General features: G+C 70.7%; 20 protein-coding genes and 1 pseudogene. 6 read left to right on the top strand and 15 right to left on the bottom strand.

All coding sequences use genetic code 11. The features are described from left to right. Positions 1-15: 15 nt before the first annotated feature. From ACWGJB_RS02815 to tkt, 11 genes and pseudogenes are all read right to left on the bottom strand, one after another. On the bottom strand, positions 16-1,281 hold the full coding sequence (locus tag ACWGJB_RS02815; protein WP_453378472.1) for an ABC transporter substrate-binding protein: 1,266 nt from the start codon (positions 1,279-1,281) through the stop codon (positions 16-18). A gap of 252 nt (positions 1,282-1,533) precedes the next feature. After that, positions 1,534-2,076, bottom strand: a pseudogene (locus ACWGJB_RS02810) (ricin-type beta-trefoil lectin domain protein); the annotation flags it as partial. Then, positions 2,028-2,315 (bottom strand): hypothetical protein, encoded by a 288-nt coding sequence (locus ACWGJB_RS02805; RefSeq protein WP_453378595.1) that lies wholly within the window; start codon positions 2,313-2,315, stop codon positions 2,028-2,030. The gene ACWGJB_RS02805 and the pseudogene ACWGJB_RS02810, both read right to left, overlap by 49 nt. Before the next feature lie 36 nt (positions 2,316-2,351). Continuing rightward, positions 2,352-3,596, bottom strand: coding sequence for an ROK family protein (locus tag ACWGJB_RS02800; RefSeq protein WP_453378471.1), 1,245 nt, complete (start codon positions 3,594-3,596; stop codon positions 2,352-2,354). A 228-nt stretch (positions 3,597-3,824) separates the two neighbouring features. Further along, positions 3,825-4,418 (bottom strand): histidine phosphatase family protein, encoded by a 594-nt coding sequence (locus ACWGJB_RS02795; protein WP_453378470.1) that lies wholly within the window; start codon positions 4,416-4,418, stop codon positions 3,825-3,827. A gap of 6 nt (positions 4,419-4,424) precedes the next feature. Continuing rightward, on the bottom strand, positions 4,425-5,306 hold the full coding sequence (gnd, locus tag ACWGJB_RS02790) for a phosphogluconate dehydrogenase (NAD(+)-dependent, decarboxylating) (protein ID WP_453378469.1): 882 nt from the start codon (positions 5,304-5,306) through the stop codon (positions 4,425-4,427). 6 nt (positions 5,307-5,312) lie between these two features. Next, entirely contained in the window at positions 5,313-6,953 is a 1,641-nt protein-coding gene (gene pgi / locus ACWGJB_RS02785) for a glucose-6-phosphate isomerase (protein WP_453378468.1), read from the bottom strand. Next, entirely contained in the window at positions 6,946-7,881 is a 936-nt protein-coding gene (opcA, locus tag ACWGJB_RS02780; protein ID WP_453378467.1) for a glucose-6-phosphate dehydrogenase assembly protein OpcA, read from the bottom strand. Before opcA ends, pgi begins: the two co-directional genes overlap by 8 nt. Then, complete coding sequence (gene zwf, locus ACWGJB_RS02775; protein ID WP_453378466.1) at positions 7,878-9,446, bottom strand: glucose-6-phosphate dehydrogenase; 1,569 nt, start codon at positions 9,444-9,446, stop codon at positions 7,878-7,880. Before zwf ends, opcA begins: the two co-directional genes overlap by 4 nt. Beyond that, entirely contained in the window at positions 9,446-10,588 is a 1,143-nt protein-coding gene (tal, locus tag ACWGJB_RS02770) for a transaldolase (protein ID WP_453378465.1), read from the bottom strand. Before tal ends, zwf begins: the two co-directional genes overlap by 1 nt. Positions 10,589-10,650: 62 nt before the next feature. Further along, positions 10,651-12,729: a transketolase gene (gene tkt / locus ACWGJB_RS02765; RefSeq protein WP_453378464.1), complete on the bottom strand. Its 2,079-nt coding sequence runs from the start codon at positions 12,727-12,729 to the stop codon at positions 10,651-10,653. 145 nt (positions 12,730-12,874) lie between these two features. Here tkt and ACWGJB_RS02760 point away from each other — a divergent pair, with 145 nt between their 5' ends. Then, positions 12,875-13,771 (top strand): helix-turn-helix domain-containing protein, encoded by an 897-nt coding sequence (locus ACWGJB_RS02760; RefSeq protein ID WP_453378463.1) that lies wholly within the window; start codon positions 12,875-12,877, stop codon positions 13,769-13,771. A 52-nt stretch (positions 13,772-13,823) separates the two neighbouring features. Here ACWGJB_RS02760 and ACWGJB_RS02755 read toward each other — a convergent pair whose 3' ends face one another. Further along, complete coding sequence (locus ACWGJB_RS02755) at positions 13,824-15,239, bottom strand: glycoside hydrolase family 16 protein (protein WP_453378462.1); 1,416 nt, start codon at positions 15,237-15,239, stop codon at positions 13,824-13,826. A gap of 180 nt (positions 15,240-15,419) precedes the next feature. After that, positions 15,420-16,667 (bottom strand): L,D-transpeptidase, encoded by a 1,248-nt coding sequence (locus tag ACWGJB_RS02750; RefSeq protein ID WP_453378593.1) that lies wholly within the window; start codon positions 16,665-16,667, stop codon positions 15,420-15,422. Positions 16,668-16,967: 300 nt separating this feature from the next. Here ACWGJB_RS02750 and ACWGJB_RS02745 point away from each other — a divergent pair, with 300 nt between their 5' ends. Next, positions 16,968-19,634 carry an FAD/NAD(P)-binding protein gene (locus ACWGJB_RS02745; protein ID WP_453378461.1) on the top strand — a complete coding sequence of 889 codons (2,667 nt, stop codon included), beginning with the start codon at positions 16,968-16,970 and terminating at the stop codon, positions 19,632-19,634. 240 nt (positions 19,635-19,874) lie between these two features. Here the strand turns inward: ACWGJB_RS02745 and ACWGJB_RS02740 are convergent, their stop codons facing one another. Together ACWGJB_RS02740 and ACWGJB_RS02735 are read right to left on the bottom strand one after the other, a co-directional pair. Continuing rightward, positions 19,875-20,645, bottom strand: a complete 771-nt coding sequence (locus ACWGJB_RS02740) for an IclR family transcriptional regulator (protein WP_453378460.1) — start codon at positions 20,643-20,645, stop codon at positions 19,875-19,877. Further along, the gene (locus ACWGJB_RS02735; RefSeq protein ID WP_453378592.1) at positions 20,642-21,061 is read right to left on the bottom strand and encodes a MarR family winged helix-turn-helix transcriptional regulator; all 420 of its coding nucleotides are present in this window, start codon (positions 21,059-21,061) and stop codon (positions 20,642-20,644) included. The genes ACWGJB_RS02740 and ACWGJB_RS02735 overlap by 4 nt, the downstream gene beginning before the upstream one ends. Before the next feature lie 288 nt (positions 21,062-21,349). On the opposite strand from ACWGJB_RS02735, the gene ACWGJB_RS02730 reads away from it, so the two are divergent. From ACWGJB_RS02730 to ACWGJB_RS02715, 4 genes are read left to right on the top strand one after another with little or no spacing between them, the layout of a single operon-like run. Beyond that, the gene (locus ACWGJB_RS02730; protein ID WP_453378459.1) at positions 21,350-22,267 is read left to right on the top strand and encodes an SDR family NAD(P)-dependent oxidoreductase; all 918 of its coding nucleotides are present in this window, start codon (positions 21,350-21,352) and stop codon (positions 22,265-22,267) included. Then, complete coding sequence (locus tag ACWGJB_RS02725; RefSeq protein WP_362573186.1) at positions 22,267-23,142, top strand: amidohydrolase family protein; 876 nt, start codon at positions 22,267-22,269, stop codon at positions 23,140-23,142. The genes ACWGJB_RS02730 and ACWGJB_RS02725 overlap by 1 nt, the downstream gene beginning before the upstream one ends. 9 nt (positions 23,143-23,151) lie before the next feature. After that, positions 23,152-24,660 (top strand): o-succinylbenzoate--CoA ligase, encoded by a 1,509-nt coding sequence (gene menE / locus ACWGJB_RS02720; RefSeq protein WP_453378458.1) that lies wholly within the window; start codon positions 23,152-23,154, stop codon positions 24,658-24,660. A 14-nt stretch (positions 24,661-24,674) separates the two neighbouring features. Further along, positions 24,675-25,130, top strand: coding sequence for a MaoC family dehydratase (locus ACWGJB_RS02715; protein WP_453378457.1), 456 nt, complete (start codon positions 24,675-24,677; stop codon positions 25,128-25,130). Positions 25,131-25,333: the final 203 nt, after the last annotated feature.

Genomic DNA, 25,333 nt, shown 5'->3' with positions numbered 1-25,333 from the left:
GTTCCGTCCGCCGGCTTATCCGAAGAGCTTCTTCAGCTCGCGGTTGACGGTCTTGTCGCACTGGTCGAGCGCCTTCTCGGGGTCACCGTCCTTGCGGACGCAGTTGGAGAGGAGGTCCCACGTGCCCTGGATCATCGCCTGGGTCCAGCCGATGTTGTCGAAGTGCCCGAACTCGTTGAAGAGCTTCACGCCCTCCGCGGGCAGGCCCGACTTGAGCTTGGTGGCCGTGGCGGCGATCGAGGTGCGCGGCGGGATGTGGAAGCCGTACGAGGTCGCCCAGTCCTCCTGGTACTTCTTCTGGTCGATCCACAGCCACTTCACGTACTCCTTGGCCGCGTCGACGTTGTCGCCCTTGGCGTTGACGAACATCGACCAGCCGCCGTTGTAGACGGACTGCTTGCCGGAGTCGATGGTCTTCGGGAAGGGGAAGATCCCGAGGTCGTCGCCGAGCGCCTTCTGGAACTGCGGCATCGCCCACATACCGCAGAACTGGATGGCACACAGGCCCTGGTTGAGCGAGGACGGGTCCCAGAAGTCGGTCGGGGCGCCGAGGAGCAGGTCGCCGCTGGTGAACAGCTTGCGCAGCTTCTTCAGGCCCTCGACGACGCCGTCCGTGTGGTAGGCGATCTCGTTCTTGTCGTTGAGCGTGTCGGCACCGGCGGACCAGATCAGCGGGCTGATGATCGCGTGCAGGTCGTTGCCCAGGTACAGGCCCTTTGTCTTGCCGGTGGTGAGCTTGGCCGCGGCCTCGATCAGCTCGTCGAGGGTCTCCGGGACCTTGACGCCCGCCTTCTCGAAGAGCGACGGCCGGTAGAAGAAGAACTGCGGGTCGTCGATCATCCGGACGCCGTATATCTTCCCGTCGACCGTGTGCGACTTGATGTCGGCCGGGTTGAAGTCGTCCTTGACGGGGTCGATGAGGTCGCTCAGGTCGGCGACCTGCCCGCTCTTGACCATCTGGATCTGCGGGTGGAACTCGAACAGGTCGGGGGCGCTCTTGGTGAGCAGCGTGGCGAAGAGCTTGCTCTCGTAGTCGGAGCTGGTGATCCACTGCGTGGTGACGTCGGCGTCCTTGTAGGCGGCGGCGTACCGCTTGATCGCCTGCTCCGTGCCCGCTTCGCCGTAGGCGTGGAACATCTGCGTGAGGTGCTTGCCCGACCCGGAGCCCCCGCCCCGCCCGTTGTTGCCGCCGCACGCGGCCAGCGTGCCGGCCGCGGCCATACCCGCCGCCGCCCGGAAGAGGGACCGGCGGGACCAGTTGTTGTTGCTGAGTGCCGACATGCTGACGTCCTTGTCTGTCGAGTGCGGCTGCGGCTCTACGGCCGTGGGGAACCCCGGAAGCTAGATGGCTGGAATTGCGCTGCGGTGCGGGACGTTAACCTTCGGCTAATACTTCGGCAAGAGGTTGGACGAAGTCTGCGTGAAACGTTGCACCCGGTTCGGGATGACGAACAGGTGGTAAAGCAGGGTGAGTTGGGGGCCGCCGGGGTCAGGGGGTGGCCGGCGGCTCTCGGTCGGGGCGGTGAGGTGCGGTTACTGCCTGGTCCAGACCTCGTTGGTGCCGCTGTTGCAGCTGTAGAGGATCACCTTGCCGCCGTCGGCCGTCAGATAGCCGTTCGGGCCCTTCAGGGTGCCCTTCGCGTCGTACGACCAGGACTGGTCCGCCGTGCCCGTGCAGGTGGCGATCGTGGCCCCGGAGGCGTCCGCCGTCAGGCACTTGCCGGACTGCTTGCCCGCCAGTGCGCCGGTGACCGCCGAACTGCCGTGGCCCTTCTGGTCGAAGACGTACGTCGTGATCGAGCGGGCCGCGAGTGTCGCGGAGACCGTGCCCGCGCTCACCGACGGTTTCGCTACGTCGGCCCAGTCCTCGGTGGCCGAGGTCCGTACCGCCTCCCTCGCCCGTTTCGGCGTCTTGCCGTTGAAGTGCAGACTCAGCGGGGTGTCGGTGGTGTTCTGGTTGTTGACCACCACCACCCACTTGCCGTCCTTGTCGTACGCCGAGACCTCGACCCCGTCCGGCGCCCCGGTCACGTTGTGCGCGACCGAGCCCGGCCTGACGAACTTGCTGTACTGGCCGCCACCCTGGCCTGGACCTTGGGGGAGAAGTGCTGGAGGTCGTTGACCCACCAGGCGCCCGAGGCGCCGATGTCGTCAACGGTCTGGGCGGCGTGCGGGGAGACCTCCGCCGAAGCCGTTACGGCGGTGCCGGCGGTCCCGGCCGCGTTCGCGAGCGGGGAGCTCATCAGGGCCCCCGTCACGGTCAGTGCGGCCGTGGCCGTGGTCGCGGCGAGGGCGGATCTCTTCATACGCGTCATACGTGTCATGCGGGTCAAAAGGGCGTCCTTCCGTCGTCATGAAGGCGGTGCGGTACGGCTCCTTGCCGGGGTGGTGCGTCTGGGGGTCCGCTGTCCCACCGACTGCAGGGCGCCCTCCAGCGCGAACGTGGCCGCGCCGAGGCACACCGGATCGGTGGGGACGGGGGACAGGACGATCTCGGTGGCGGCGAAGGGCCGCCTCAGCGCATGCCGGCGGACGGCCTCGCGCACTTCGTCGAGGAGCGGTGTGCCCAGCTTCTTGGCGACCCAGCTGCTGAGCACGACCACCTCGGGGTTGAACAGGTTCACCAGGTCCGAGATGCCCGCGCCCAGGTAACGGGCCGTGTCGCGGACGACCTTGACGGCCACCGGATCGCCCACACCGGCCCCGTGGGCCAGGGCGTCGATGGTCGCCGTCTGGTCCTCGGGGTGCAACAGCGTGCTGCGCGGGCTCAGTTCGCGCAGGTTGAGCATGATGCCGGGAGCGCCGACGTACGTCTCGACACAGCCGTGGTTGCCGCAGTGGCACAGCCGCCCGTCCAGCACGAGCGTCGTGTGCCCCCACTCCCCGGCGCTGTTGCTCACCCCCCGGTAGAGCCCGCCGCCCAGGACCAGCCCGGCGCCCACCCCGGTCCCGAGGTTCACCACCACGGCGTTCTCGTGTCCGCGTGCGGCCCCGAACCACAGCTCGGCCACCGCGCTCGCCCGCAACGGGTTGTCGAGGTACAGCGGGTAGGCGATGTGCTCGGACAGCAGATCCAGCAACGGCACCTCGTGCCAGTTCCAGTTGGGCGCGTACTCGGCGATCCCGGTGTCCCGGTCGACCTGGCCCGGCACGCTCACCCCGACGCCCAGCACCCGCGCGCCCTCGACCCCGGCCTGCGCCACCACCGAGCCGACGGCCGTGGCGACATGGCCGATCGCCTGCTCGGGCCGGCTCTCCCCGGGACGCATGTCCTCCACCGCGCGGGCCAGCACGTTCAGCCCCAGGTCGAAGAGCTCGACCCGGACGTATGTCTCCGCCATGTCGACGCCGATCAGCGCGCCGCCCGCCGTGTTGACGGCCATCAGCCCCCGGGGGCGGCCCCCCGCGGAGTCCTCGAAACCGACCTCCGTGATCATCCGCAGGTCGAGGAGCTCACCGACGAGCGTGGCGACCGTGGCGACGCTCAGTCCGGTGGCGGCGGCCAGCGTCTGCCGGGAGGTGGGGGACTGGGCGATGATCTGGCGCAGCACCTCATAGCGGTTCACGGTGCGGATGTCACGTGATGTGCGCTTCACGCGGCTGCCCCTCCCATCCCGTCCCGACCGGGCCCGGTCGTACGACGGCACCGGCGCGGCGCAAGGCTATGGGCTTCGCCGGACTTTCGACAAGGGGTTAGGAAAGGGGCCGTAGAAACTCGCGACGCCCTGGCCCGGGCCTCGGCGCAAACGGCGGGTGTTGCCGGGGGTGGTCCAACACCTCGAAACGGCCCGCCGGTTGCTACTGGCGGGCCGTCACGAGGTCGCTTACGGCGTCTTGTTCCACTCGGCGATCACGGGCCACCCGTGCTCCATGGACAACCGGCTGACCGTCCCGGTCGCCAGCTGGAACAGCCGGCCCTCGGCGGGCGGCAGCCCCAGACGGCGGGCGGTGAGCACCCGCAGGAAGTGGGCGTGGGCCACGAGGACCACATCGCCGTCGTCGCCCGCGAGGGCCTTGTCCACCGTGGCGAGCACCCGGTCGGCCCGGGCCCCGATCTCCTTGGGCGACTCGCCGGGGTGGCCCGCCGGGCCCGGGGGCACGCCGTCGGTCCACAGGTACCAGTCGGGGCGGGAGCGGTGGATTTCCACCGTGGTGATGCCCTCGTAGCCGCCGTAGTCCCATTCGTGCAGGTCGGGGTCTGGTACGACCCCGGTGAGGCCCGCCAGCTCGGCCGTGCGTATCGCGCGGTTCAGCGGGCTGGCCAGCACCAGTGCATAGGTTCGCTCGGTGAGCAGCGGGGCGAGGGACTTGGCCTGTTCCTCGCCGTGCCGGGTGAGGGGCAGGTCGGTCCAGCTGGTGTGCTGTCCCGACAGGCTCCACTCCGTCTCACCGTGGCGGACCAGAAGGAGGTCCCCCACCGTCGGTCACTCCTTCGTGGACTCGACCGCGTGGCCGCCGAACTGGTTGCGCAGGGCCGCGATCATCTTCATCTGCGGGGAGTCGTCCTGGCGGGACGCGAACCGCGCGAACAGGGAGGCGGTGATCGCCGGCAGCGGCACCGCGTTGTCGATGGCCGCCTCGACGGTCCAACGGCCCTCGCCGGAGTCCTGGGCGAAGCCCTTCAGCTTGTCCAGGTGCTCGTCGTCGTCCAGGGCGTTGACCGCGAGGTCGAGCAGCCAGGAGCGGATGACGGTGCCGTCCTGCCAGGAGCGGAAGACCTCACGGACGTTGTCCACCGACTTGACCTTCTCAAGAAGCTCCCAGCCCTCCGCATACGCCTGCATCATGGCGTACTCGATGCCGTTGTGGACCATCTTGGAGAAGTGCCCGGCGCCGACCCGGCCCGCGTGCACGTAGCCGTAGGGGCCCTCCGGCTTGAGCGCGTCGAAGATCGGCTTCAACCGCTCGACGTGCTCCTTGTCGCCGCCGACCATCAGGGCGTAGCCGTTCTGCAGGCCCCACACACCGCCGGAGACACCGGCGTCGACGAAGCCGATGCCCTTGATGCCCAGCTCGGCGGCGTGCTTCTCGTCGTCCGTCCAGCGGGAGTTGCCGCCGTCGACCACGGTGTCGCCGTCGGACAGCAGGTCCTTGAGCTCGTCGACGACACCCTGGGTGGCGGTGCCGGCCGGGACCATCACCCAGATCGTGCGCGGGGCGTCGAGTTTGTCGACCAGTTCCGCAAGGCTCTTGACGTCGGAGACGTCCGGGTTGCGGTCGTAGCCGATGACGGTGTGGCCCGCGCGGCGGATCCGCTCGCGCATGTTGCCGCCCATCTTGCCGAGGCCGATGAGTCCGAGCTGCATGTCAGTTCACTTCCTAAACGTGCGGTACGTGGAGACGAGAGCGGAGGTGGACGGGTCGAGGCCGGGCACATCGGCGCCTTCGGTCAGGGCGGGCTCGATGCGCTTGGCGAGGACCTTGCCGAGCTCCACGCCCCACTGGTCGAAGGAGTCGATGTTCCACACGGCGCCCTGGACGAACACCTTGTGCTCGTACAGCGCGATCAGCTGGCCGAGCACGGACGGGGTCAGCTCACGGGCCAGGACCGTCGTGGTCGGGTGGTTGCCCTGGAAGGTGCGGTGCGCGACCTGCTCCTCCGCGACGCCCTCCGCACGGACCTCCTCGGCGGTCTTGCCGAAGGCCAGCGCCTGGGTCTGGGCGAAGAAGTTCGCCATCAACAGGTCGTGCTGCGCCTTGAGTTCACCGCTCAGCTCGGCGACCGGCTCGGCGAAGCCGATGAAGTCCGCCGGGATCAGCTTCGTGCCCTGGTGGATCAACTGGTAATAGGCGTGCTGCCCGTTGGTGCCGGGCGTGCCCCACACCACGGGACCCGTCTGCCAGTCCACCGGACGCCCCTCCCGGTCCACCGACTTGCCGTTGGACTCCATGTCCAGCTGCTGCAGGTAGGCGGTGAACTTGGAGAGATAGTGCGAGTACGGCAGCACCGCGTGCGACTGGGCGTCGAAGAAGTTGCCGTACCAGATGCCCAACAGGCCGAGCAGCAGGGGTGCGTTGGCCTCGGCGGGGGCGGTGCGGAAGTGCTCGTCGACCAGGTGGAAGCCGTCGAGCATCTCACGGAAGCGGTCCGGGCCGATCGCGATCATCAGGGAGAGGCCGATGGCGGAGTCGTAGGAGTAGCGGCCGCCGACCCAGTCCCAGAACTCGAACATGTTGTCCGGGTCGATACCGAAGTCGGTGACCTTCTCGCCGTTCGTGGAGAGGGCGACGAAGTGCTTCGCCACCGCCTTTTCGTCGCCATCCAGGCCATCCAGCAGCCACGTGCGCGCCGAGGTCGCGTTGGTGATCGTCTCGATCGTCGTGAACGTCTTCGAGGCGACGATGAACAGGGTCTCCGCCGGGTCCAGGTCACGGGTCGCCTCGTGCAGGTCGGCGCCGTCCACGTTGGAGACGAATCGGAACGTCAACTCCCGTTCCGTGAAGGCCCGCAGGGCCTCGTAGGCCATCGCCGGGCCCAGGTCGGAGCCGCCGATGCCGATGTTGACGACGTTCCTGATGCGCTTGCCGGTGTGGCCGGTCCACTCGCCGGAGCGGACCCGAGCGGCGAAGTCGCCCATCTTGTCCAGGACCGCGTGCACGGCCGGCACCACGTTCTCGCCGTCGACCTCGACCACCGCGTCACGCGGGGCGCGCAGCGCGGTGTGCAGGACCGCCCGCTGCTCGGTGATGTTGATCTTCTCGCCGCGGAACATGGCGTCCCGGAGCCCGAACACGTCGGTGGCGGTGGCCAGTTCCTGGAGCAGGGCGAGGGTCTCGTCCGTGATCAGGTGCTTGCTGTAGTCGATGTACAGGTCGCCGACCCGTACGACGTACCGCTCGGCGCGTGCCGGGTCCGTCGCGAACAGCTCACGCAGGACCGGCTGTCCCTGGGCGCGGTGGTCCTCCAGGGCGGCCCACTCGGGCCGCCGGGTGAGCCGGGGGGTGTCAGACATCGGAAGCGGTCTCCTTGGTGCCCTCGCCGCGCAGGGCGATGGCGTACATCTCGTCGGCGTCGAGGCGGCGCAGCTCCTCGGCGATCAGTTCGGAGGTGGCGCGGACCTTCAGCGCGAGGGTGCGCGGCGGCTGGCCCGGCAGGGTCAGGGTGGCCAGCGGGCCCTCGGGGCGGTCGATGACGATCTCGCCGGTCGCGGTGCCGAGCCGGACGGCGGTGACGACCGGGCCGGGGGAGACCACGCGGTTCACCTTGACGCCCAGGCGGGCCTCCAGCCAGCGGGCGAGGAGTTCGGCGCTGGGGTTGTCCGCCTCGGCCTCGACGGCCGCCGAGGTCACGGCGACCCGGGCCTGGTCGAGGGCGGCGGCCAGCATGGACCGCCACAGGGTGAGCCGGGTCCAGGCGAGGTCGGTGTCGCCGGGCGCGTAGTTGCGGCCGCGGGCGTCCAGGACCTCCATCGGCCGTTCGACGGCGTACAGGTCGGTGATCCGGCGCTGGGCGAGGGCGCCGAGCGGGTCCTTGGACGGGTTGTCCGGGGCCTCCACCGGCCACCACACGACGACCGGGGCGTCCGGCAGCAGCAGCGGCAGCACCACCGAGTCGGCGTGGTCGGAGACTTCGCCGTACGTGCGCAGCACGACCGTCTCGCCGGTGCCGGCCTCGGAGCCCACCCGGACCTCCGCGTCGAGGCGGGAGGTGGTGCGGTCGCGCAGGGTGCGGGCGTGCCGCTTGATGACGACCAGGGTGCGCGAGGGGTGCTCGTGCGAGGCCTCCTCGGCCGCCTTGATCGAGTCGTAGGCGTTCTCCTCGTCCGTGACGATCACCATCGTCAGGACCATGCCCACCGCAGGGGTTCCGATGGCGCGGCGGCCCTGCACCAGCGCCTTGTTGATCTTGCTTGCCGTGGTGTCGGTCAGGTCGATCTTCATGGCCTGCGCCAGCTCCGTCCGTCTCGTGCGAGCATCTCGTCGGCTTCCTTCGGTCCCCAGCTGCCCGACTCGTACTGCGCGGGCTTGCCATGCTTCGCCCAGTACGTCTCGATCGGGTCGAGGATCTTCCAGGACTCTTCCACTTCCTGGTGACGGGGGAACAAATTGGCGTCACCGAGCAGCACATCCAGGATGAGCCGCTCGTACGCCTCGGGGCTGGACTCCGTGAACGACTCGCCGTACGCGAAGTCCATCGTCACGTCCCGGATCTCCATGGACGTGCCCGGCACCTTGGAGCCGAACCGGACGGTCATGCCCTCGTCGGGCTGGACGCGGATGACGATCGCGTTCGCGCCGAGTTCCTCGGTGGCCGTCGAGTCGAAGGGGGAGTGCGGAGCCCGCTGGAAGACGACGGCGATCTCGGTGACGCGGCGGCCGAGCCGCTTGCCGGTGCGCAGGTAGAAGGGGACGCCCGCCCAGCGGCGGTTGTCGATCTCGACCTTGACCGCGGCGTAGGTGTCGGTCTTCGACTTGGGGTCGATACCGTCCTCCTGGAGGTAGCCGATCACCTTCTCGCCGCCCTGCCAGGCCTCGGCGTACTGGCCGCGCACGGTGTGCCTGCCCAGGTCCTCGGGCAGCCGCACCGACTTCAGGACCTTCAGCTTCTCGGTGAGCAGCGCGTCCGCGTCGAACGCGATCGGCTCCTCCATGGCGGTCAGCGCCATCAGCTGGAGCAGGTGGTTCTGGATGACGTCACGGGCCGACCCGATGCCGTCGTAGTACCCCGCCCGGCCGCCGATGCCGATGTCCTCGGCCATCGTGATCTGCACGTGGTCGACGTAGGAGCGGTTCCAGATCGGCTCGTACATCTGGTTGGCGAAGCGCAGCGCCAGGATGTTCTGGACGGTCTCCTTGCCCAGGTAGTGGTCGATCCGGAACACCTGGTCCGGGTCGAACACGTCGTGCACGACCCGGTTGAGGTCCTGCGCCGACGCCAGGTCGTGGCCGAACGGCTTCTCGATGACCGCCCGCCGCCAGGACCCGGCCGGCGGGGTGGCCAGGCCGACCTTCTTCAGCTGCTGCACGACCTTCGGGAAGAACTTCGGCGGCACGGAGAGGTAGAAGGCGAAGTTGCCGCCGGTGCCCCGGGAGCCGTCCAGCTCGTCGACCGCGGCCTTCAACTGCTTGAACGCGGTGTCGTCGTCGAAGTCGCCAGGGATGAAGCGCATGCCCTCGGCGAGCTGCTGCCAGACCTCCTCGCGGAACGGGGTCCGGGCGTGCTCGCGCACCGCGTCGTGGACGACCTGGGCGAAGTCCTGGTCCTCCCAGTCCCGGCGGGCGAAGCCGACGAGCGAGAAGCCCGGCGGCAGCAGACCCCGGTTGGCCAGGTCGTAGACGGCCGGCATCAGCTTCTTGCGGGACAGGTCACCGGTGACACCGAAGATGACCAGGCCGGACGGCCCGGCGACCATCGGCAGCCGCCGGTCGCGTGCGTCCCGCAACGGGTTGTCCCAGTCGGCGGCGGGCGCCACCGGCACCCGCACCTCCTTTTCCGTCTTGCTCATTACGCGTCAACTCCCTTGCTGTTCAAGGACTTCGTGACGGCGTCCAGCAGCTCCTGCCAGGCCACCTCGAACTTGGCGACGCCCTCGTCCTCCAGCTTGCCCACGACCTCGTCGTAGGAGATGCCGAGCCGCTCGACGGCCGCCAGGTCGGCGCGGGCCCGGTCGTAGCCGCCGGTCACCGTGTCACCGCGGACGTCGCCGTGGTCGGCGGTGGCGTCGAGCGTCGCCTCCGGCATGGTGTTGACCGTGCCTGGCGCGACCAGCTCGTCGACGTAGAGGGTGTCCTTGTACGACGGGTCCTTCACGCCGGTGGAGGCCCACAGCGGGCGCTGCCGGTTCGCGCCGGCGGACTCCAGGGCGGTCCAGCGGTCAGTGGCGAAGGCCTGCTCGTAGGCCTCGTAGGCCAGCCGCGCGTTCGCCAGCGCGGCCCTGCCCTTGAGGGCGAGCGCCTCGTCCGTGCCGAGGACGGTCAGCCGCTTGTCGATCTCGGCGTCGACGCGGGAGACGAAGAAGGAGGCCACCGAGTGGATCGTGGAGAGGTCCAGGCCCTTGGCGGCGGCCCGCTCCAGGCCGGCCAAGTACGCGGCCATGACCTCGCGGTAGCGATCCAGCGAGAAGATCAGCGTGACGTTGACGCTGATGCCGAGGCCGATGACCTCGGTGATCGCCGGGAGACCGGCCTTCGTCGCCGGGATCTTGATCATGACGTTGGGGCGGTCGACCAGCCAGGCGAGCTGCTTGGCCTCGGCGACCGTGGCCGTGGTGTCGTGGGCCAGCCGGGGGTCGACCTCGATGGAGACCCGGCCGTCCCGGCCGTCCGTCGCGTCGTACACGGGGCGCAGTACGTCCGCGGCGGCGCGCACGTCCTGCGTGGTCATCATGCGGACGGCCTCGTCGACCGTGACACCCCGAACGGCGAGGTCGGCCAGCTGCTCCTCGTACCCCTCGCCCGAGCCGATGGCGGCCTGGAAGATCGAGGGGTTGGTGGTGACGCCGACGACGTTCTTCGTCGCGACGAGCTCGGCCAGGTTGCCGGTGCTGATCCGCTTGCGCGACAGGTCGTCCAGCCAGATCGAGACGCCCTCGTCGGACAGGTTCTTCAGTGCTCCCGCGGTGGCGGTTGCTTCGGTCACAGTGATCATCTTCCTCTACCGGAACTCTTCTGGCTCTTCTGGTACTGCTGCCGGTGCTTCTGTCGGGCGGATCAGGCGGTACGGGCGGCGGCGCGCGACTCGCGGGCCGCGGCGGCCACGTGCCCGGCGGTGAAGCCGAACTCGGCGAACAGGGTCTTGGCGTCGGCGGAGGCACCGAAGTGCTCCAGGGAGACGATCCGGCCGGCGTCGCCGACGAACCGGTACCAGGTCAGGCCGATCCCGGCCTCGACGGCGACCCGCGCCTTCACGGCCGGCGGCAGGACGCTCTCGCGGTACTCGCGGGGCTGCTCCTCGAACCACTCCACGGAAGGCATCGACACCACCCGGGTGCCGACCCCCTCGGCCTCCAGGAGGTCCCGCGCCTCGACGGCGAGGTGGACCTCGGAACCGGTGGCGATGACGATCACCTCCGGGGTCTCGGTGGACGACTCGCGCAGCACGTAGCCGCCCTTGGCCGCGTCCGGGTTCGGCGCGTACGTCGGCACGCCCTGGCGGGTCAGCGCGAGCCCGTGCGGGGCGGGGTGCGTGGCGTGCCTCTTCAGGATCTCGGCCCAGGCCGTCGCGGTCTCGTTGGCGTCGGCCGGGCGGACGACGTTCAGGCCCGGGATGGCGCGCAGCGCGGCGAGGTGCTCGACCGGCTGGTGGGTGGGGCCGTCCTCGCCGAGGCCGATCGAGTCGTGCGTCCAGACGTAGGTCACCGGGAGCTGCATGAGCGCGGCCATGCGGACGGCGTTGCGCATGTAGTCGGAGAACACCAGGAAGGTGCCGCCGTAGATCCGTGTGTTGCCGTGCAGCGCGATGCCGTTCATCTCGGCGGCCATCGAGAACTCGCGGATCCCGAAGTGGACGGTACGGCCGTACGGGTCGGCCTCGGGCAGCGGGTTGCCCTCCGGCAGGAAGGAGGAGGTCTTGTCGATGGTGGTGTTGTTGGAGCCCGCGAGGTCGGCGGAGCCGCCCCACAGCTCGGGCAGCACCGGACCGAGCGCCTGGAGGACCTTGCCGGAGGCGGCCCGGGTGGCGACGGACCTGCCCTCCTCGAAGACGGGGATCTCGGACTCCCAGCCCTCGGGGAGCTGGCCGGCGACGACCCGGTCGAAGAGCCGCGCCTGCTCCGGCCGGGCGGTGCGCCACTCGGCGATCCGCTTGTCCCAGGCGGCGTGCGCCTCGGCGCCCCGGTCGAGCGCCCGGCGGGTGTGGGCCAGTACCTCGTTGGCGACCTCGAAGGTCCGCTCCGGGTCGAAGCCGAGGACGCGCTTGGTGGCGGCGACCTCGTCCGCGCCGAGCGCGGAGCCGTGGGAGGCCTCGGTGTTCCGCGCGTTCGGCGCGGGCCAGGCGATGATCGTGCGCATCGCGATGATCGACGGTCGCTCGGTCTCCGCCTGGGCCGTCTTCAGGGCCGCGTACAAGGCGTGAACGTCGACGTCACCCTCGGCGGTGGGCTCGATGCGCTGGGTGTGCCAGCCGTAGGCCTCGTACCGACCCAGCACGTCCTCCGAGAACGCGGTCGCGGTGTCGCCCTCGATGGAGATGTGGTTGTCGTCGTAGAGGAAGACCAGGTTGCCGAGCTTCTGGTGGCCGGCCATCGAGGAGGCCTCGGCGGAGACGCCCTCCTCCAGGTCTCCGTCGGAGACGATCGCCCAGATCGTGTGGTCGAAGGGGGAGGTGCCCTCGGGGGCCTCCGGGTCGAAGAGGCCGCGCTCGTAGCGGGCGGCCATCGCCATGCCGACCGCGTTGGCGACGCCCTGGCCGAGCGGTCCTGTGGTGGTCTCGACACCGGCCGTGTGGCCGTACTCCGGGTGGCCCGGCGTCTTCGACCCATGCGTCCGGAAGGCCTTGAGGTCGTTCAGCTCCAGCTCGTACCCGGCGAGGAACAGCTGGGTGTAGAGGGTCAGCGAGGTGTGGCCGGGGGAGAGGACGAAACGGTCCCGGCCGGTCCACTCCGGGTCGGCCGGGTCGTGGCGCATCACCTTCTGGAAGATCGTGTACGCGGCCGGGGCCAGGCTCATCGCGGTGCCGGGGTGCCCGTTGCCGACCTGCTGCACGGCGTCGGCCGCGAGCAGGCGCGCGGTGTCCACGGCACGCCGGTCCAGGTCGGTCCACTCGAAGCCGTCTGATGTCTGCGTGCTCATCTTCAAGAAGTCCTCGTTAGAAGCGTTCTGGCTGGCCTGACGCGTTCAAAACTAAAAGTCTGACTTTTGGGAAGGAAGGTTGGAGTGTGTCAGCCTGTGGTGAAAGTGGGACACGGATCTTCGACAGGGACGGCACGAGAAGGACATGGCGGACAGAACGCCCGAAGGGGCAGGCGACGGTGACGGAATCAGAACCTTCCCCTTCCCGGTGGATCTGAGCGTCGGCGGTGTCGGCATACAGGTCGGCCCGATGGGGACCGAGCGTATGTGGCACGCCGACGCCCCCCTGGAACGCGTCCACCGCATCGACTTCCACGTGGTCATGCTCTTCACCGAGGGCCCCGTCCGCCACATGATCGACTTCGCCGAGTACGAGGCACACGCCGGTGACCTGCTGTGGATCCGGCCCGGACAGGTGCACCGCTTCTCGCGGACCTGCGAGTACCGCGGAAGCGTCCTGACCATGCAGCCCGGCTTCCTGCCGAGGGCGATCGTGGAGGCGACCGGCCTCTACCGCTACGACCTGCCGCCGCTGCTCCGCCCCGACGCACCCCAGCTCACCGCGTTGCGGGCGTCGCTCGCCAACCTGCAACGCGAGTACGAGGACGACGAGACCCTCCCCCTCAGCCTGCACACCTCGGTCCTGCGGCACTCGCTCACCGCGCTCCTGCTGCGGCTCGCGCATCTCGCGGCCAGCTCGGCGGAGGCGGCCCGCCGCCAGGCCGATACGACTTTCACCCTGTTCCGGGACGCGGTGGAGGAGGACTTCGCCACCAACCACAGTGTCAGCGCCTACGCCGACGCCCTCGGTTACTCCCGCCGCACCCTGGTCCGCGCGGTCCGCGCCGCCACCGGGGAGACCCCGAAGGGCTTCATCGACAAGCGGGTCGTCCTGGAGGCCAAACGCCTGCTGGCCCACACGGACCTCCCGATCGGCCGGGTGGGCGCGGCGGTCGGCTTCCCGGACGCGGCGAACTTCTCCAAGTTCTTCCACCTGCACACGGGCCAGACCCCGGTGGCCTTCCGGGCGGAACTGCGCTGACACGGCGACGGCGCCGGAGGAAACCCCCGGCGCCGCGTGCTCGACTCCCCTGTCAGTGACCGAAGTCGAACCAGTTCACGTTCACGAAGTCCGCCGGCTGGCCGCTGCTGAAGGTCAGGTAGACGTCGTGGGTGCCGGTCACCGCGCCGATGTTGGCCGGGACCGTCTTCCAGGTCTGCCAGCCGCCGGTGTTGCCCACCGCGAAACTGCCGATGGGTGCGTTGCTGCGGCTGTCGAGGCGGACCTCCACCAGCCCGCTGACTCCGCTCGCGGCGCCGCTCGCGACTCGCGCGTTGAACTGAGTGGCCGCCGACGAGCCGAAGTTGACGCCCTTGTACAGCGCCCAGTCGCCGTTGGCGACGTAACCGATGTCCTGGCCGCCGCCCGTGTCGGTCGTCGTCTCGGCGGTCACGCCGGACTGGCTGTCGTACGACTCCGCCTGGACGGCGCTGTAGGCGTCCCGGTTGCCGGACGGCGGGGGCGTGGTGCCGCCACCGCTGCCGCTGGACTGGAGCACCTGCACATAGTCGACGGCCATCGGGTGGCCCGGCTCGGTGGTGCTGTAGGGGCCACCGCCGAACGCGCCCGGGAAGCCGCCGCCCATCGCCACGTTCAGGATGACGAAGAAGCCGTGGTTGGTGGCGTTGGACCAGGTCGTGGCATCGACCTGATTGGCCGTCACCGTCTGGTAGTTGACGCCGTCGACGTAGAAGCGGATCGCCTCGGGGCTCACCGAGCGGTCCCACTCCATCGTGTAGGTGTGGAAGCCGGACTGGCAGGTGGAGTTGGGGCAGGAGGTGGAGTTGCCGAGACCGGTGGTCTCGTTGCACGGACCGCCCGGGCTCGTGCCGCAGTGCATGGTGGCCCACGTGGTGTTCAGGCCTTGCACGTTCTCCATGATGTCCAGCTCGCCGACGGACGGCCAGTTCTGGTAGTTGCCGCGGAACGGCGAGCCGAGCATCCAGAACGCGGGCCAGTACCCTTGCGCCGCCGTGCCGGTGACATTGGGCATCTGCAGCCGCGCCTCGACGCGCAGCTTGCCGCCGGCCGGGGGCTGGAAGTCGGTGCGGGTGGTCTCGATCCGGCCCGACGTCCAGTTGCCCGACGCGTCGCGGCGCGGGGTGATCAGCAGATTGCCGTTGCCGTCGAGCGCGACGTTGTTGGTGGACGAGGTCATCGTCTCGACCTCGCCGGTGCCCCAGTTGGCCGCGCCGCCCGGGTACGAGATCCCGGTGTCGTACTGCCAGTTGGAGGTGTTGACGCCGGTGCCGGCGGTGCCGTTGAAGTCGTCGAGGAAGACCTGGCTCCAGCCGGACGGCGCACCGGGTGCGGAGGCGCTGGCGGGGAGGGTGGCGGTCGTGGCGGCCGCGGCCGCCAGACCGATCGTGGCGAGTACGGCGACGAGGGCGCGGCGGAGGGAGCGCCGCCGTCTGTGATCCGCAAGGGGTATACCGGAGGTTTCACTCATGGGGTGCCTCTCGGGTACGGAGTGGGGGTGCGCGGGATGCCTCCGAGAGCGCCGGAAGACGTTGTTGAGAGCGCTCTCAAAGTGGGCCCAATGTGCTCTCCGTGCCTGCGGTCGTCAAGAGTTAAAACAAAGAATCTCCTTGTTTCCCAACGGAGTTCAGGCGGTGAAGGCGCCTGCGGATCAGACCGCGCTGCCGGCCTTCCAGTCCGACCAGGACAGGTTCCAGCCGTTGAGGCCGTTGGAGGCCTCGACGGTCTTCTCGCCGGAGTTCTTCACGATCACCACGTCGCCGAGCATCGAGCTCTCGTAGAACTTGTAGCCGGCCACCGAGGAGTCGCTCGCGCCCTTGGCGTCGTGCAGGCCGACACAGCCGTGGCTGGTGTTCTGGCTGCCGAACACCGAGGTGGACGCCCAGTAGTTGCCGTGCACGAAGGTGCCGGAGGTGGTCAGGCGCTGGGCGTGCGGGACGTCGGAGATGTCGTACTCGTCGCCGAGGCCGACCGTGGAGGACTCCATCCGGGTCTGCTTGAACCGCTCGCTGATCACCATGATCCCGGACCAGGTGGTGTGGTCGGAGTCGCCGCCGGAGACCGGGTAACCGGCGTACGTGGCGCCGTCCCGCTTGACCACCATCTGCTTGGTGGACAGGTCGACCGTGGAGATCTGCTCCCGGCCGATGTGGAAGGTGACGTCCTTCGACTGGGTGCCGTAGACACCGTCCGTGCCCTCGACGTCCTTCAGCCGCAGACTGAGGGTGATCTTCGTGCCGGCCGCCCAGTACGTCTCCGGGCGGAAATCGAGCCGGGTGTCACTGAACCAGTGCCCGGCGACCTCGACCTCCGGCTCGGCCGTCACCGTGATCGCCTTCTGGACCGCCGCCCGGTCCGCGACCGCGTGCGTGAAGTTGATCGACACCGGCATGCCGACACCGGACGTGGAGTCCGCCTCCGGCGTGAAGTAGCCGAGAAAGGTCTCACCCGGGGACTTCGTGGTGAAGGTGGCCACCGTCTCGTCGGTCGCGCCCTGCGCCTTTGCCGTCACCGTGTACTTCGTGCCGGAGTACGGGTTCTTCGCCGACGTCCATTTCGTCTTCGCGTCGTCGAAGGTGCCCGACAGCGTCGAGCCGTCGTTGCCCGCGACCGTCACGGAGGCCAGCTTGCCATCGGTCACCGTGACCTCGACCGGGCTGGTGAAGGCGGCCTTCGTGGTGCCGGAGACAGGGGTGACCGTGATCGTGGCCTTCTTGGCCGCGGACTTGGCCGAGGGCGTCGCGCCCTTGCCGTCGGCGGCGGCCGAGGCGTCCGCCGAGGAACTGCATCCGGCCAGCGCGGCCCCCGCGGGCACCGCGCCGAGAGCGGCGAGGAGTCCGCGCCGGGACCACCTCCGCGACTGCCGACCGGACCCGTTCGATATGTGCTGGACGCCCACGACACGCCTTCCTGACTTGTCCACCTGTGTCAGGGCATCCTGCGTCGGTTGTATGGGTGGTTCCTTTGAATCGCGGGGGTGATCCCTGAGATTCCGATGAGGAGCTCCGGGCGTCGCCCTGCGGAGCCGGAACGAGTCGACCGGAACCCCGGTTGTCCGCGGCTCCGTTCGTGAACAGAGTATGAACGCCCGACCGGCGGCCTGAGTTTCCGGTGAGATCCCCCTCCCGGGATGGCTTCCCCACCTATCCGATCGGAATAGTGAAGAAGCAGTACGCCGATCCCCCGCCGGAGGTATTCCGTGACCGACGTCCGCAAGCGGCAGAGCGTGGCCATCGTGGGAGCCGGAGCGGCGGGCACTCTCACCGCCGTCCAGCTCTGCGAGACGGCGCACCGCCGCCGGACCCCTCTCGACCTCGTCCTGATCGACCCGGCCCCGGAGGCGGGCCGCGGCACCGCCTACGCCACTCGCGACCCCCGGCACCGCCTCAACGTGCCCGCCGGCAACATGAGCGCCTACCCGGACGACCCCGGGCACTTCCTGCGCTGGCTGTGCCGGCACGGCGAACCCACCGTCACCGGCGCCGACTTCGCCACCCGCTACCGCTACGGCGCCTACCTCGCCGACACCCTCGGCCAAGCCCTCGTCCGCGCCCACGGAACGGTCGCGGTCCGCCGGCTGCGCACCCGAGCGGAGTCCTGTACCGGCACCCCCGACGGCCGGGTGGAATTCCACCTCGCCGCCGGGGGACCCCTGCTGGCGGACAGCGCCGTCCTGGCCACCGGTCCCGCCGGGGCCACCGGCGGCTGGGCCCCACCCGCCCTGCGCGCCTCGGACCGGTTCGTCGGCACCCCGTGGGCGCCGGGTGCCCTGGACCCCGTACAGGACAGCCCCGAGGACGTCCTGCTGGTCGGCACCGGTCTGACCGCCGTCGACCTCGCCCTCACCCTCGACCGCCCCGGCCGTGCCGTGCACGCCCTGTCCCGCAGCGGGCTGCTGCCCCAGCCGCACGCCCTGGGCCCGGCCGGCGCCATGCCCGCCCCGGAGGGCCTCGACGACACCTCGCTGGGCCGGCTGCGCCGCGCGGTCTACCGCCAGGTGAGCCGCTCGGTACGCACCCACGGCGACTGGCGCCCGGGCCTGGACAGCCTCCGCCCGCACACCGCACGGCTGTGGCGCAGCCTCTCCCCCCAGGAGCGCGAGGAGTTCCTGGCCCGCGAGGGCGCCCTGTGGAACACCCACCGCCACCGGATGGCCCCCGCCACCGCGGAACACGTCTCCCGCGCCCGCACCGCACGCCGCCTGCACGTCCACACCGGCACCGTCGCCCGCGTCACGGCCGGCGAGTCCGGCCCTCTCGCTGTCGAACTGTCCAACGGCCACGTGGTGCACGTCGGTTGGGTGGTGGACTGCACCGGACCCGGCCGCCGTCTGGACGAGCCGTTGTGGCAGGCCCTGTTCACCGCCGGGCTCGCCGTCCCCGGACCGCTCGGCATGGGCGCGGCCACCCACGACGGACTGCTCCTCGACGCCCAAGGCCGCGCCGCGGGGTCCCTGTTCACGCTTGGCGCCCCGCGCCGCGGCGAGCTGTGGGAGACCACGGCGATCCCGGAGATCCGCGTCCAGGCCGTCGAGCTGGCCCAGCGGCTGCTGCCGTTGCCCGGGCGCAGGCGGGCCTCCCGGCGTCCCCTCGACGGCCACGGACTGCCGCTGTCCACCCACGCCGAGGCGGCCGCCGCCTACCGCAGCGGTCTCGACCGGGTCCTCAAGGTGCGCTCCGGCGCCGAGGACGCCGTCGCCCGCGCGGTCGCCCTCGACCCCGGCTTCGCCCTCGGCCACGCGGCCCTCGCCCTGCTGGGCCACGAGTGCGCCGCCGCCGTCGACGTGCCCCGCGCCCTCGCCGACGCCCAGCGCTCGGCCCGCGAGCGCGCCGACGAACGCGAACGGTCATTCGTGGACGTGGTCACCCGCCGGGTGACCGGCGACGACGGGGACGCGGCGCTCGTACGGCATCTGCGGGAGCACCCGGGGGACGCGCTGGCGCTCGCGGCCGCCGTGCCCACCATCGCGTTCTCCGGGGTGAGCGATCTCCAGGACGACGACGCCCTGCGACTGCTCGACCTGACCTCGCCCGCCTACGACGGGCACTGGTTCCACACCTCGCTGCTGGCCTTCCTGCGCCAGGAGCAGGGCCGGCTGCACGAGGCGGGGGAGCTGGCCCACCGCGCGCTGGCCGCCGAGCCCGCCTCCGGGCATGCGGTGCACGCCCTGGCCCACGTCCACTACGAGTCCGGGGCGCACGAGGCGGGCCGGGACTGGCTCGACGGCTGGGTGTCCGGGCGCGGACGGGGCGCGGTGCACCGGGCGCACTTCTCCTGGCACATCGCCCTGCACGAACTCGCCCTCGACGACCCGGCCGCCGTCCGCCGCCGCTGGTTCGCCCAGCTCGCGCCGGGCCGGGTGCGCGGGGTGCGGGCGCTGGTGGACTCCGGTTCGCTGCTGTGGCGGGCCCGGCTCAGCGACAGCTGGGACGGGGACCTGCCGGCGGCGGACGTCCTGGACTCGGTGGCCCGGGAGGTGCTGGAGCGGCCCGCGACCGCGTTCACCGCGCTGCACGTGGCCATCGCCCTCACCGCCGCCGGCGACCTGCCCGCGCTGCGCAGGCTGCGCGACCACGCGGCCGCCGCCGACCCGGTGCAGCGGGAGGTGATCGCGCCGCTGTGCGAGGCCTTCGCCGACCTCGTCGAGGAGCGCTTCCACGAGGCGGCCCGGGGGCTCGACGCCCTGCTGCCGGTGCTGCGCAGGGTCGGCGGCAGCGCGGCCCAACGGGAGGTGGTGGCGGAGACGTTGCTGTACGCCCTGGTCGCGGGCGGCCGCTGCGACGCCGCCCGGCGTCTGCTGGACGCCCGGCTCGACCGCAAACCGGCGCCCCGCGACCGGCGATTGCGCGCGGCGCTGCCCGCCTGAGCCGACGGCACCTGTGCCCGTCCCCGCCGGACGACCGGCGGGGACGCGCGCCTGGACACCCTCGCCGTCGGCTTCACCCGGGCCTACGACCGCTTCCCCGAGTACCTGTGGTCAACGGCACCCGCGAGGAGATCCCGGCCGACAAGGGCGGCGCCCAGGAGGTCTGCGCCCCCGACCTGATCTCCGGACCCGCGCTCGGCTTGCTCCGCACCCACCGCGACGAGCCGGGAACGGGCACCGCTACCCGGCCTGTTCCGGGCGTTCCGGCCGCCAGCCCAGGGCCCGGGAGATGCCACGGGCCGCCAGGCGTACCGCCGGGACCAGCGCCGGTACCTGGGCGTCGGCCCGGGGCACCACCACCGAGACGGCCGAGACCACCTGCCCCGCCGCTCCGCGCACCGGAGCCGCCACCGACAGCGCGTCGTCGGTCACCTGACGGCTGCTCACCGCGACCCCGGTGCGCCGCACCTCGGCCAACGAGCGCCGCAACCGGCCCGGATCCGTGATGGTGTACGGGGTGAAGGCATCCAACGGGCCCGCGCAGTAATCCTGTTGGAACCCGGAGGGCTCGTGCGCGAGCAGGGCCAGGCCCACCCCCGTCGCGTGCAGCGGCCAGCGGGCGCCCACCCGGATGTGCACCCCCACCGCCGAACGTCCCGACAGCCACTCGATGTAGACGACCTCGGATCCGTCCCGCACGGCCAACTGCACGTTCTCATGGGTCGCTTCGTACAGGTCCTCCAGATACGGCAGCGCGACCTGACGCAGCGCCAGCCCACGGGGTGCCAGCGCGGCCAGCTCCCAGAGCCGCAGCCCCACATGGTAGAAACCGTCGGCGTCCCGCTCCAGCGCGCCCCACGCGGTGAGCGCGCCGACCAGGCGGTGCGCGGTGGTCAGGGAGAGCCCGGCCCGGTGGCTGATGCCGCTCAGGCTGAGCGCCGGATGCCCGTGGTCGAACGCGGCCAGCACCGACAGCAGCCGGTCGGGTGCGGAGCGGGCGGCGGCGGTCATGGCCGGTCGGCGACGCGCAGCAGCAGTGCGTGGAGCGCCCGGCGCTCGGTGGGGTCGAGCGGGCCCAGCAGATCGTTGGTGACCCGCTGGCCCGCTTCGTCGGTGTCCCGCAGGAAGGCACCGCCGGCCTCGGTGAGGACGACGATCCGGCTGCGGCGGTCGTCGGGGGAGGGGCGCCGCTCGGCGAAGCCCAGCTTCTCCAGGTCGTCGACCAGGCCGACGATCGCGCTCGGGTCGTAGCCGAGCCGGGTGCTCAGCTCCCGCTGGAGCGCGCCCTGCGAGGTGGCGAGGAAACGCAGCACCGCGTAGTGGCGCAGCCGCACCCCCGACTCCTGCAGGAACGTGTTGAAGAGCTGCCCCGAGCGCAGGCCCAGGCGGTACAGCAGGTAGCCCGTGTCCGCGTGCAGCCCGCGCATCCACGGCTCATCCGCGTCGATCGAGGTCGGGTTCTCGGTGTGCTGGCGGGTGATGGCCGTCTCCCTGGTCCGGGCCCCGGCGGCGGGGCGGTCTGTGGCGCAGATTCCAGCATGGCGCACTCGTGGATGTGCAACAACTATTGACGACAACAATTATTGCTCCTAGCTTCGATCTCGAAGCCGCACCCGCCGCACCCGAGAAGCCGCACCCGTCGTACCTGCAAGCCGCACCTGTCGTACCCGCAAGCCGCACCCGTCGTACCCGTCGTACCCGAAGGGACATCGCCCGTGCCCAGCATCGATCTCACCGGCAAGGCCGCCGTCGTCACCGGCAGCGGCCGGGGCCTCGGCCTCGCCTACGCCCACGCACTCGCCGCCCACGGCGCCTGTGTGGTCGTCAACGACGTGGACGAGGCCGTCGCCGAGCAGGCCGTGAAGTCCATCACCGAGGCCGGCGGCACCGCCGTCGCCGAGGTGGTCCCGGTCGGCACGAGCGAGGCTGCGGACCGGCTGGTCGCCCGGGCCGTGGCGGAGTTCGGGCGGCTCGACGTCCTGGTCACCAACGCGGGCATCCTCCGCGACAAGGTGCTGTGGAAGATGACCGACGACGACTTCGACGCGGTGCTCACCACCCACCTCAGGGGCACCTTCACCTGCGCCCGCGCCGCCGCCGTCCGGATGCGCGAGCAGGGCGAGGGCGGCACCCTGATCCTGGTCGGCTCCCCGGCCGGCCAGCGCGGCAACTTCGGTCAGACCAACTACGCCGCCGCCAAGGCCGGCATCGCCGCCATGGCCCGCACCTGGTCGATGGAGCTGGGCCGGGCGAACATCACGGTCAACGCGATCGTCCCGGTGGCCGCCACCGCGATGACCGAGACCATCCCCGCCTTCGCCCCCTACGTCGAGGCCATGAAGACCGGCGAACCGCTGCCGGACCTCCTGCGCAAGGGCGAGGGCTTCGGCACCCCCGAGGACTGCGCGGCCGTCGTCCCCTTCCTCGCCTCCGCGGCCGCCCGCTCCATCACCGGCCAGGCCATCGGCATCGGCGGCGACAAGGTGGCACTGTGGTCGCACCCGCAGGAGATCCGGGCGGCCTACGCCGACGGCGGCTGGACCCCGGAGGCCCTGGCCGACGCCTTCCCCACCTCGGTCGGCGCCGAGCTCCAGACGGTCGGTATCCCGGCGCCCAGGCTCCCGGAGGCATGATGGACATCGAGGCACTCACGGCGATCGACGTCCACACCCACGCAGAGGTCTCCGCCAAGGGCCACTCCTCCCTGGACGACGACCTGCACGACGCCTCCTCCGCCTACTTCAAGGTCGAGGGCAAGCGGAAGCCGACCATCGAGGAGACCGCCGCCTACTACCGTGAGCGGAACATGGCCGCCGTGATCTTCACGGTGGACGCCGAGTCCGCGACCGGCACCGCGCCCGTCCCCAACGAGGAGGTCGCCGAGGCCGCCGCCGCCAACGCGGACGTCCTGATCCCCTTCGCCTCCGTCGACCCCTTCCGCGGCAAGGCGGGGGTCCGGCAGGCCCGCCGCCTGGTCGAGGAGTACGGCGTGAAGGGCTTCAAGTTCCACCCCAGCATCCAGGGCTTCTTCCCCGACGACCGCGCGGTGGCGTACGGCCTTTACGAGGTGATCGAGGAGACGGGTACCATCGCCCTCTTCCACACCGGCCAGACCGGCATCGGCGCCGGCGTCCCGGGCGGCGGCGGGATCAGGCTGAAGTACTCCAACCCGCTGCACGTGGACGACGTGGCGGCCGACTTCCCGCACCTGAAGATCATTCTGGCGCATCCGTCCTTCCCCTGGCAGGACGAGGCCCTTGCGGTCGCCACCCACAAGCCGGGCGTGCACATCGACCTGTCCGGCTGGTCGCCGAAGTACTTCCCGCCGCAGCTGGTGCAGTACGCCAACACGCTGCTCAAGGACAAGGTGCTGTTCGGCTCCGACTTCCCCGTCCTCACCCCCGACCGGTGGCTCGCCGACTTCGCGAAGCTGCCGGTCAAGGACGAGGTCCGGCCGAAGATCCTCAAGGAGAACGCCGCCCGTCTGCTCGGGCTGACCAAGCCGTAAGGGGCCGAGATGCGCAACGAGGGACTGGGGTCGTGGCCCGCACGCCGGGCCCGCAAGACCCCGCACCGCACCGCGCTGGTACACGGTGAACAGGCCACCGACTACCGCACGTTGTACACGCGCACCACCCGCCTCGCGCACGCCCTGCGCGCCCGGGGCGTCCGCCGCGGCGACCGCGTCGCCTACCTCGGCCCCAACCACCCCGCCCACCTGGAAACCCTCTTCGCGGCCGGTACCCTCGGCGCGGTCTTCGTCCCGCTCAACACCCGCCTGACCGGCCCCGAGATCGCCTACCAGCTCGCCGACTCCGGCGCCAGGGTCCTGCTGTACGGCCCCTCGCACGCCGGTCTCGTCGCGGGCCTGCCCGGCACCACCGACGTCCGGACATACGTCGAAGTCGGCCCCGAGTACGAGGAGTTGCTGGCGGCGGCGGTGGACGACCCGATCGACGAGCCCGTCACCCCCGACGACACCTGCGTCATCATGTACACCTCGGGGACGACCGGCCGCCCCAAGGGCGCGATGCTCACGCACGCCAACCTGACCTGGAACGCGGTCAACGTCCTGGTCGACACCGACCTGATCGCCGACGAACGCGCCCTGGTCTCGGCCCCGTTGTTCCACACAGCGGGCCTCAACATGCTCACCCTGCCGGTCCTCCTGAAGGGCGGTACCTGTGTCCTGGTGGCGGCCTTCGACCCGGAGGCGACCCTCGACCTGATCGAGGAACACCGGATCACCTTCATGTTCGGGGTGCCGACGATGTTCGACCAGGTGGCCCGCCACCCGCGCTGGCAGGCCGCCGACCTCTCCTCCCTGCGCATCCTCACCTGCGGCGGCTCCCCGGTCCCGACCCCGCTGATCGCGGCCTACCAGGAACGCGGGCTGACCTTCCTCCAGGGCTACGGCATGACCGAGGCCTCGCCCGGCACCCTCTTCCTCGACGCCGAGCACGCGATCGGCAAGGCGGGCTCGGCGGGCGTGCCGCACTTCTTCAGCGACGTACGGGTGGTACGGCCCGACCTGACCCCGGTCGACGTCGACGAACCCGGCGAGGTCGTGGTCCGCGGCCCCCATGTCATGCCTGGCTACTGGGGCTTGCCGGAGGAGACGGCGGCCACCTTCGCGGACGGCTGGTTCCGCAGCGGGGACGCGGCCCGGGTCGACGAGGACGGTTACGTCTACATCGTCGACCGCCTCAAGGACATGATCATCTCCGGTGGCGAGAACATCTACCCCGCCGAGATCGAGGACCTGCTCCTCGCCCACCCCGACATCGTGGAGTGCGCGGTCATCGGCGTGCCGGACGACAAGTGGGGCGAGGTGCCGCGTGCGGTGGTCGTCCCCCGCGAGGGCGCCGCCCTCGACCCCGACGAGGTGCTGGCCTCCCTGTCCGGCCGGCTCGCCAAGTACAAGCTTCCGAAATCGGTGGTGCTCGCGGACGAACTCCCGCGCACCGCCTCCGGAAAGCTCCTCAAGTCCCGTGTGCGCAAACGCTACGGCTCCGCCAACTCATAGCCAAGGACATCGACATGAGCGTCACCGTCAACGGCCTCGACGAACTGAAGAAGCTCGCGGGCAGCGACCTGGGCACCAGCGCGTGGATCGAGGTCACCCAGGACCGCATCGACACCTTCGCCGACGCGACCGGCGACCACCAGTGGATCCACGTCGACCCCGGGCGCGCGGCCGAGGGCCCCTTCGGCGCCCCGATCGCCCACGGCTATCTCACGTTGTCGTTGTTCATCCCCCTCTTCACCGAGCTGCTGGACGTCCGGGGCGTCACCACGAAGGTCAACTACGGCCTGAACAAGGTGCGTTTCCCGTCCCCGGTGAAGGCCGGCTCCCGTATCCGCCTGGCCGCCCGGCTGGCGGAGGTCGAGGTGGTGCCGGGCGGGGTGCAGATCGCCGTGGAGGGGACCATCGAGATCGAGGGCGGCACCAAGCCGGCCGCCGTGCTGCAGAGTCTGTCGCGGTTCTACGCGTAGGGCTTCGCCCGGGAACCGACTCTCCGGGCTGCTGCGGTGGGGAACTGCGGGCCGGCGGGGGCTGGGCGCGCAGTTCCCCGGGCCCCCGGGGGGGGGGCGGGGCCCCCCCCCCCCCCCCCCCCAAAAAGGGGGGAGTATAAACAACATTGCCCCCCCCCCGCGCCCGGGGCCCCCCCGGGGGGGGTGGGGGCGGGCGGGGCGGA

The organism is Streptomyces sp. NPDC054813 (genome assembly GCF_053611365.1).
Note: the sequence above shows the minus strand (reverse complement) of the source record. Positions and strands in the feature narration are given on the sequence as shown.

What these genes read in the sequence shown, in the direction of transcription:
- ACWGJB_RS02815 (WP_453378472.1), bottom strand. Translation starts at nt 1,281, where the DNA reads ATGTCGGCACTCAGCAACAACAACTGGTCCCGCCGGTCCCTCTTCCGG.
- ACWGJB_RS02805 (WP_453378595.1), bottom strand. Translation starts at nt 2,315, where the DNA reads ATGACGCGTATGAAGAGATCCGCCCTCGCCGCGACCACGGCCACGGCC.
- gnd (WP_453378469.1), bottom strand. Translation starts at nt 5,306, where the DNA reads ATGCAGCTCGGACTCATCGGCCTCGGCAAGATGGGCGGCAACATGCGC.
- pgi (WP_453378468.1), bottom strand. Translation starts at nt 6,953, where the DNA reads ATGTCTGACACCCCCCGGCTCACCCGGCGGCCCGAGTGGGCCGCCCTG.
- opcA (WP_453378467.1), bottom strand. Translation starts at nt 7,881, where the DNA reads ATGAAGATCGACCTGACCGACACCACGGCAAGCAAGATCAACAAGGCG.
- zwf (WP_453378466.1), bottom strand. Translation starts at nt 9,446, where the DNA reads ATGAGCAAGACGGAAAAGGAGGTGCGGGTGCCGGTGGCGCCCGCCGCC.
- tal (WP_453378465.1), bottom strand. Translation starts at nt 10,588, where the DNA reads ATGATCACTGTGACCGAAGCAACCGCCACCGCGGGAGCACTGAAGAAC.
- tkt (WP_453378464.1), bottom strand. Translation starts at nt 12,729, where the DNA reads ATGAGCACGCAGACATCAGACGGCTTCGAGTGGACCGACCTGGACCGG.
- ACWGJB_RS02760 (WP_453378463.1), top strand. Translation starts at nt 12,875, where the DNA reads ATGGCGGACAGAACGCCCGAAGGGGCAGGCGACGGTGACGGAATCAGA.
- ACWGJB_RS02755 (WP_453378462.1), bottom strand. Translation starts at nt 15,239, where the DNA reads ATGAGTGAAACCTCCGGTATACCCCTTGCGGATCACAGACGGCGGCGC.
- ACWGJB_RS02740 (WP_453378460.1), bottom strand. Translation starts at nt 20,645, where the DNA reads ATGACCGCCGCCGCCCGCTCCGCACCCGACCGGCTGCTGTCGGTGCTG.
- ACWGJB_RS02735 (WP_453378592.1), bottom strand. Translation starts at nt 21,061, where the DNA reads ATGCGCGGGCTGCACGCGGACACGGGCTACCTGCTGTACCGCCTGGGC.
- ACWGJB_RS02725 (WP_362573186.1), top strand. Translation starts at nt 22,267, where the DNA reads ATGGACATCGAGGCACTCACGGCGATCGACGTCCACACCCACGCAGAG.
- menE (WP_453378458.1), top strand. Translation starts at nt 23,152, where the DNA reads ATGCGCAACGAGGGACTGGGGTCGTGGCCCGCACGCCGGGCCCGCAAG.
- ACWGJB_RS02715 (WP_453378457.1), top strand. Translation starts at nt 24,675, where the DNA reads ATGAGCGTCACCGTCAACGGCCTCGACGAACTGAAGAAGCTCGCGGGC.